The 7,674-nt window shown below is 71.8% G+C and carries 4 protein-coding genes; 2 read left to right on the forward strand and 2 right to left on the reverse strand.

The window, feature by feature from the left end; genetic code table 11:
* Positions 1-61 precede the first annotated feature (61 nt).
* Positions 62-1,948: an ABC transporter ATP-binding protein gene (locus K7862_RS29000; protein WP_222967648.1), complete on the reverse strand. Its 1,887-nt coding sequence runs from the start codon at positions 1,946-1,948 to the stop codon at positions 62-64.
* The gene (locus K7862_RS29005) at positions 1,945-3,825 is read right to left on the reverse strand and encodes an ABC transporter ATP-binding protein (protein WP_222967649.1); all 1,881 of its coding nucleotides are present in this window, start codon (positions 3,823-3,825) and stop codon (positions 1,945-1,947) included. The genes K7862_RS29000 and K7862_RS29005 overlap by 4 nt, the downstream gene beginning before the upstream one ends.
* A gap of 263 nt (positions 3,826-4,088) precedes the next feature.
* Between K7862_RS29005 and K7862_RS29010 the strand changes: the two genes are divergently transcribed.
* Positions 4,089-5,228 carry a peptidoglycan recognition protein family protein gene (locus K7862_RS29010; RefSeq protein ID WP_222967650.1) on the forward strand — a complete coding sequence of 380 codons (1,140 nt, stop codon included), beginning with the start codon at positions 4,089-4,091 and terminating at the stop codon, positions 5,226-5,228.
* A 508-nt stretch (positions 5,229-5,736) separates the two neighbouring features.
* Positions 5,737-7,674: M4 family metallopeptidase (locus K7862_RS29015; protein ID WP_443611936.1), on the forward strand; the 1,938-nt coding region annotated here is incomplete at its 3' end.

Genomic DNA, 7,674 nt, shown 5'->3' on the forward strand with positions numbered 1-7,674 from the left:
CGACGACCGCGCAGCCGGGCCCGGGCAGACGACGCCGCCCCGGCCCGGCGCACGGCCCCGCTCAGACCAGGCTGTCCCGCCACGCCTGGTGGAGCCCGGCGAAGTGGCCGTCGCCCGCGATGAGTTCCTCGGGGGTGCCGTCCTCCACGATGCGGCCGCCCTGCATGACCAGCACCCGGTCGGCGATCTCCACGGTCGACAGGCGGTGCGCGATGATCACCGCCGTGCGGCCCCTGAGCACGGTGTGCATGGCGTGCTGCACGGCCCGCTCGCCGGGCACGTCCAGCGAGGACGTGGCCTCGTCGAGGATCAGCACGGCCGGGTCGGCCAGCAGCGCCCGGGCGAACGCGACGAGTTGGCGCTGCCCGGCGGAGATGCGGCCGCCGCGCTTGCGGACGTCGGTGTCGTAGCCGTCCGGCAGCGCCGCGATGAAGTCGTGCGCGCCGATCGCCTTGGCCGCCGCCTCGACCTCGGCGCGGGTGGCGTCCGGCCGGCCGATGGTGATGTTCTCGGCGACCGTGCCGGAGAACAGGAACGCCTCCTGCGTCACCATGACCACACCGCGCCGCAGGTCGGCCTGGGCCAGGTCACGCAGTTCGACGCCGTCCAGCAGCACCCGGCCGGCGGTCGGGTCGTAGAAGCGGGCGAGCAGCTTGGCGAGGGTCGACTTGCCCGCGCCCGTCGCACCGACCACGGCGACCGTCTGGCCGGCCGGCAGCCGCAGGTCGAACGTCGGGAGCACCTCGCCGCCGGTGCGGTAGGCGAACCGGACCCCGTCGAAGACCACCTCGCGTCCGGGGATGCCGCCGGCCCGCTCGGGCAGTGCCACCGGCCGGTCCGGTTCGGGGACCGCGGGGACCTGCGCGAGCAGCCCGGCGATCTTCTCCAGCGAGGCGGCCGCGGACTGGTAGGAGTTGAGGAACATCCCGAGCCGGTCGATCGGGTCGTACAGCCGCCGCAGGTAGAGCACGAAGGCGGCGAGCACGCCGAGCGCCATCCCGCCCTCGGCGACGCGGTACGCGCCCCACAGGACGATGCCGGCGATGGTGACGTTGGCGATCAGCCGGGAGCCGACGACGTAGCGGGCCATCTCCAGGATCGCGTCGCCGTTGGCGCGTTCGTGCCGGTGGTTGAGCCCGCCGAACGCGCCGTCGTTGGGCTGCTCGCGGCGGAACGCCTTGACCGGGCGGATGCCGTTCATGGTCTCGGTGAACTTCACGATCACCGCGGCGATCGCCGTGGACCGCTTGCGGTAGGCGACCATCGACCGCCGCTGGAAGACCCGGATCGCCCAGTACAGCGGGAGGTACGACACCAGGGTGGTCAGGCCCAGCTTCCAGTCGAGGACCACCAGCAGGACGGTGATGTACAGCACGGACAGCACGACCTCGACGAGCTCCTCCAGGCCGTCGGTGAGCAGTTCCCTGATCGACTCGACGTCGGAGGTGGCGCGGGCGATCAGCCGGCCCGAGGTGTAGCGCTCGTGGAAGTCCAGGCTCAGCGTCTGGGCGTGCCGGAAGATGCGTCCGCGCAGCTCGATCAGCACGTCCTGGCTGACCCGGGCGGCGGTGCGGATGAAGCCGCGCTGCAGCAGGCCGGAGGCGAGCCCGCAGCCGAGGTAGCCCAGGGCGACCGCGATCAGCGCGCCGTGCTGCCCGTGGCGCACCTGCGGGATCGCGCGGTCGATCGCGTAGGCGACGAGCAGCGGTCCGGCCTGCACGGCCGCCTGCTGCACCAGCAGCAGGACGGTGGCGATCCACACGCGGCGGCGGTGCGGGCCCAGCAGCGAGCGCATCAGGGTGAGCTGGGCGTTCTTCGGCGCGGGGAGCACGTCCTGGGCGAACGGGTCGGTGGCGCTGCCGGGGGCCCCGCCGCCCGGCTGGTCGGCTGCCTCGTCCGGGGCCTGCGGCTCGGCGGGGTGCTCGGGGTGTTCGGCCACGGAGGTCATCGGGCCTCGCTCCTCTCCAGGTCCGCGGCCTCGCGGCGCTCGTCGTGCGCATGTCGCGGCTTCTCGTACGGGTCGTCCCGCGGGTCGTCCTGCGGGTCGTCCTGCGTCTCGGCGCCGGACATCAGATGGCGGTACTCGGCGCTGCCGTGGAGCAGTTCGGTGTGCGTGCCGACCGCGGTGATCCGCCCGCCGGACAGCAGCGCGACGCGGTCGGCCAGCAGCACGGTGGACGGCCGGTGGGCGACTACGAGCGCGGTGGTCTCCCGCAGCACCTCGCGCAGCGCGGCCTCGACCAGCGCCTCGGTGTGCACGTCGAGCGCCGACAGCGGATCGTCCAGCACCAGGAACTGCGGGCGGCCGACGACCGCCCGGGCCAGCGCCAGCCGCTGCCGCTGGCCGCCGGACAGGCTCAGCCCCTGCTCACCGACCTCGGTCTCCAGGCCCTCGGGCAGCCGCTGCACGAAGTCGCACTGCGCGACGTCCAGCGCCCACCGGACGTCCTCCTCGCTCGCCCCCTGCGTTCCCGCGCCCATCGCGACGTTCTCCCGGACGGTGGCCGAGAACAGCGTCGGCTCCTCGAAGGCGACGGCGACCAGTTCGCGGACCCGGTCCACCGGCAGCCGCGCGATGTCCGCGCCGTCCAGGGTGATGCGGCCGCCGGTGGCGTCGTGCAGCCGCGGCAGCAGCGCGGTGAGGGTGGTCTTGCCGCATCCGGTGGCACCGACCAGCGCCATCGTCTCGCCGGGGCGGATGTGCAGGTCGACGCCCGTGAGCTGGTCGGGGGTGCCGGCCGGGGCGTCGGGGTAGCGGAAGCGGACGCCCTCCAGGCGGATGCCGTCGGCCCGGGGCTCGGCGGGGGCGCCGCTGATGTCCGCCTCGGGCGTGTCCATCACCTCGAAGTAGCGGTCGGCCGCGGTCGCCGACTCGTTGCTCATGGCCAGCAGGAAGCCGATCGACTCCACCGGCCAGCGCAGCGCCAGCGCCGTGGACAGGAAGGCCACCAGGGTGCCCGCGGAGAGCCGGTCGTCCGAGACCTGCAGCACGCCGACCACCAGCGCCGCGCCGATCGCCAGCTCGGGCAGGGTCATGATGACCGCCCAGATGTCCGCGAGCAGCCGGGCCTTGCGCATCTCGGTGCTCCACAGGCCCTTCGCCTGGTCGCGGAAGGCGCGGGCCTGGCTGCGGTGCCGCCCGAAGGCCTTGATGATCCGGATGCCGAGCACCGACTCCTCGATGAGCGTCGCCAGGTCGCCGGCCTGGTCCTGGGCCCTGCGGGCGGCCAGCGCGTAGCGCGCCTCGAAGTACGAGCAGAGGATGACCAGCGGCACGACGGGGGCGAGCAGCACCAGGCCGAGCAGCCACGACTGGGCGAACAGGATCGCGAAGCCGATGAGCACGGTGGCGGCGTTGACCACGAGGAAGACCAGGGGGAAGGCCAGGAACATCCGCAGGATCTGCAGGTCCATGGTGGCGCGGGACAGCAGCTGACCCGACGCCCAGCGGTCGTGGAACTCCACCGGCAGCCGCTGCAGGTGGCGGTAGAGGTCGGAGCGCATCGACGCCTCGACGCCGGCCAGCGGGCGGGCGACCAGCCAGCGGCGGACGCCGAACAGCCCGGCCTCCAGGAGCCCCAGCAGCAGCACGAGCCCGCCGCCCAGCCACACCCCGCCCGGGTCGTGGTCGGTGACCGGCCCGTCCACCAGCCACTTCAGCACCAGCGGGATGAAGAGCGACATGCAGGACGCCGCGACCGCCACGACCGCGGAGAGTGCGAGTCTGACCCGGACGGGTCTGACGTACGGCCACAGCCGCAGCAGCGACCGGGCGACGGATCGGGAGCGGGCGGGGGGCGCGGGGTCCGGTGCGGCGGCAGGCATCACCAGTCGACCCTAGGCGGGACCACTGACAGTCCTCACCTGGTTTTCACTCCTGGCGTGATCGCACCCATGGGTTTCCGGCCAGGTCACAGGGCCGCCGGGGACAAGCCGGGCGGGCCGGCCCCGGAGGCCGGCGGAAGGCGGACTCCCGTGTTCCGCAACGGAGTTGACCCCTGCATCTGTTACTCCGTCACTCCTTGGAAATATCCTCCGTCTGCCCAGTGGCAGCCGAAAGAAGCTGCCACGTTTCCCGCGGAGCCCGAATGGCCATACACGAGCACGAGGTCGACCGCCGCACCTTGTTCAGGGTCGGCCTGGGTACGGCGGTCGCCGCCGTCGTCGGCACCGAGGTGGCCCTGGCCGGCCCGGCCGGTGCGACCCCCTCACCGGAGTTCCCCTGGATCATCGACTGCGACACCTGGGGAGCCCGCCCGCCGTCAAGCCCCATCCAGATCACCGGCAACACGACCAACAAGATCATCCTGCACCACATGGCGTTCCCGAACGTGACGGACTACTCGCGCGAGCACGCCGTCCAACTGGCCAAGGACTGCCAGAACCTGCACATGGACACCAACGGCTGGGCGGACACCGGCCAGCACTTCACGGTGAGCCGCGGCGGCTACGTCCTGGAGGGCCGGCACCGCAGCCTGGAGACCCTGGACGCCGGCCTGCACCAGGTGATCTCCGCCCACTGCCCGGGCGAGAACGGCAACGCCATCGGCATCGAGAACGAGGGCACGTACATCACCGAGACGCCGCCGCAGGCCCTGCTGGACTCGCTGGTCGAGCTGTGCGTCGCGGTCTGCGGCAAGTTCCGGCTCAACGCCTGGGACATCTTCGGCCACTGGGACTTCCGGCTGGGCACCGACTGCCCCGGCATCGCCTTCTACGCCGAGTTCCCGCAGGTCCGCCGCCGGGTGCTGGCGGCCATGGGCGTCTCCCCGTCCGCCGCGCCGGCCCGCCGCTGGCCGGACATCTGGCGGTTCGTGGACAGCCAGGTGGTGCAGGTGGCCCAGTATCTGCTGGTCGACGCCGGCTACACGGACCTGGCGATCAACGGGGTGTTCGGCACCGACATGAACCCGATGGTCGCCGACTTCCAGACGACGCACGGCATCCCGGTCACCGCGGACGCCACGTTCGACACGGCCACCTGGGAGGCGCTGGCCCCGGTCCTGGACAAGGACGCCACCGGGCTGCCCGTGGAGGCGGTCCAGTACATGCTGGGCATCAAGGGCTACGCCGACACGGTCGCCGTCACCGGCGAGTACGACCACAACACCATGAAGGCCGTCCAGGACATGCAGCGGCTGCACGGGCTGCACCCCAACGGCAAGGTCGACCTCAGCACCTGGTGCGCGGTCGTCGGCGGCACCGTCCGCGAGGCGCTGTACGCCTGAGCCGCGCCCGATCCCCTCGGCTGCCGGTCCCCTCCCCGGGACCGGCAGCCGACGTGTTTCCGGCGGCGGCCCGGCTGGCGGAATCCGAACGGAACACCAAGGACGGGAACCGGCCGGGCAAAGGATCCGGCCGCCCGGGTTCCGCCGACTTCGGCCACCCGTCTCACGCCTCGAGTTGACATAAGCAGTGCCGGCCACCTCGGAACTCCGGTCCACGCAGACCCAATTGACCGGATTCGTACCGGAATTTTGTTTGCATCGACGCAACACGCCGATCACATCCGCCCGCTATGCGGATCCATCAGCCCGGACACCGGACCGGTTTCAGCCAATCCACGGCAACGGGTCTGGCATGAACAGGTAAAGAGTGTCACTCTGTGGCCCGTCCCACAGCACCGCAGCACCACCGCCGTGCTCGCAACACCCAGCTCTACCGGGCAGCCCACCATCCTCACCTGCCCGGACTGTCCCGGCCGCCACCCGCGGCCGCCGCAGAAGGAGTACAGGAGTGCGCAGATCCCCCCGCACCAAAGCCGCTGCCGGAGCGCTGATCGCGGCCGGCGCCGCGATGGTCGCCGTGTCACTGCCCGCGAACGCGACGGCCAGTTCCCCGGCCGCCGCGACGGCCGCGTCCCACGCGCAGCCCCGCACGGGCGCCCTGCCCGCCGCGCTGTCCCCCGCCCAGCACGCCGCCCTGCTGTCCCAGGCGACGTCGAAGGCCGCGGCCACCGCGTCCTCGCTGCACCTGGGCGCGAAGGAGAAGCTCGTCGTCAAGGACGTCGTCAAGGACGCGGACGGCACCACGCACACGCGTTACGAGCGCACCTACGACGGCCTGCCGGTGCTCGGCGGCGACCTGGTCGTGGCCCAGAACGCCTCCGGGGCCACCACGGGCGTCGACCGGGCGACCAACGCCTCGGTGGCGGTGGCCAGTACGACCGCCACCAGGAGCGCCGGTTCAGCGCAGTCCTTCGCGCTGGCCCGGGCCAAGGCGGACGGCGCGGTCGCGCCGGCCGCTACCGCCGCGCCGCGCAAGGTGGTCTGGGCCGGAAACGGCGTCCCCGTCCTCGCGTGGGAGTCGGTGGTCGGCGGCCTGCAGGACGACGGCACCCCGAACCAGCTGCACGTCGTCACCGACGCCACCACGGGCGCGAAGCTCTACGAGTACCAGGGCATCGAGACCGGTGTCGGCAACAGCGAGTACAGCGGCCAGGTGAACATCACCACCACGCTGTCGGGCAGCACCTACTCGATGACCGACAACACCCGTGGCGGCCACAAGACGTACAACCTCAACCACGGCACGTCCGGCACCGGGACGCTCTTCACCGACACCGACGACACGTGGGGCGACGGCAACGCCACCACCGCGCAGACCGCCGGCGTCGACGCGGCCTACGGCGCCCAGGAGACCTGGGACTTCTACAAGAACACCTTCGGCCGCAACGGCATCCGCAACGACGGCGTGGGCGCCTACTCCCGCGCCCACTACGGCAGCAGCTACGTCAACGCCTTCTGGGACGACAGCTGCTTCTGCATGACCTACGGCGACGGCAGCGGGAACGCGCACCCGCTGACCGCGCTGGACGTGGCCGGCCACGAGATGAGCCACGGCGTCACCTCGAACACCGCGGGCCTGAACTACTCCGGTGAGTCCGGCGGCCTGAACGAGGCCACCTCCGACATCCTGGGCACGGGCGTGGAGTTCTACGCCAACAACTCCGCCGACCCGGGCGACTACCTCATCGGCGAGAAGATCAACATCAACGGCGACGGCACCCCGCTGCGGTACATGGACCAGCCCAGCAAGGACGGCGGCTCCAAGGACTACTGGGACTCCAGCATCGGCGGCCTGGACGTCCACTACTCCTCGGGTCCGGCCAACCACTTCTTCTACCTGCTGTCCGAGGGCAGCGGCGCGAAGGTCATCGGCGGGGTCAGCTACAACAGCCCGACCAAGGACGGCCTGCCGGTGCCGGGCATCGGCCGGGACAACGCGCTGAAGCTCTGGTACAAGTCGCTGACCGAGCGCTTCACCTCCACCACCAACTACGCCTCGGCGCGCACGCAGTCGCTGCAGGCCGCGGCCGACCTGTGGGGTGCGGGCAGCGCGACGTACAACACCGTCGCCAACACCTGGGCGGCGATCGGCGTCGGCAGCCGGGTCACCACCTCCGGTGTGACCGTCACCCAGCCGGCGAACCAGTCGACCGTGGTGAACACCGCGGCGAGCCTGCAGATCCAGGCCAGCAGCACCAACGGCGGCGCGCTCACCTACTCGGCGACCGGCCTGCCGGCCGGCCTGTCGATCAACGCCTCCAGCGGCCTGATCTCCGGCACCCCGACCGCCACCGGCACCTCCTCGGTCACCGTGACCGCCAAGGACTCCACCAACGCGACGGGTTCGGCGACCTTCAGCTGGACGGTCACCAGCTCCGGCGGTGGG

Source organism: Actinacidiphila acidipaludis, assembly GCF_019890725.1.
Classification (GTDB): Bacteria; Actinomycetota; Actinomycetes; order Streptomycetales; family Streptomycetaceae; genus Actinacidiphila; species Actinacidiphila acidipaludis.

Coding starts and splice junctions, on each gene's coding strand:
- K7862_RS29000 (WP_222967648.1), bottom strand. CDS start 1,948: ATGACCTCCGTGGCCGAACACCCCGAGCACCCCGCCGAGCCGCAGGCC.
- K7862_RS29005 (WP_222967649.1), bottom strand. CDS start 3,825: ATGCCTGCCGCCGCACCGGACCCCGCGCCCCCCGCCCGCTCCCGATCC.
- K7862_RS29010 (WP_222967650.1), top strand. CDS start 4,089: ATGGCCATACACGAGCACGAGGTCGACCGCCGCACCTTGTTCAGGGTC.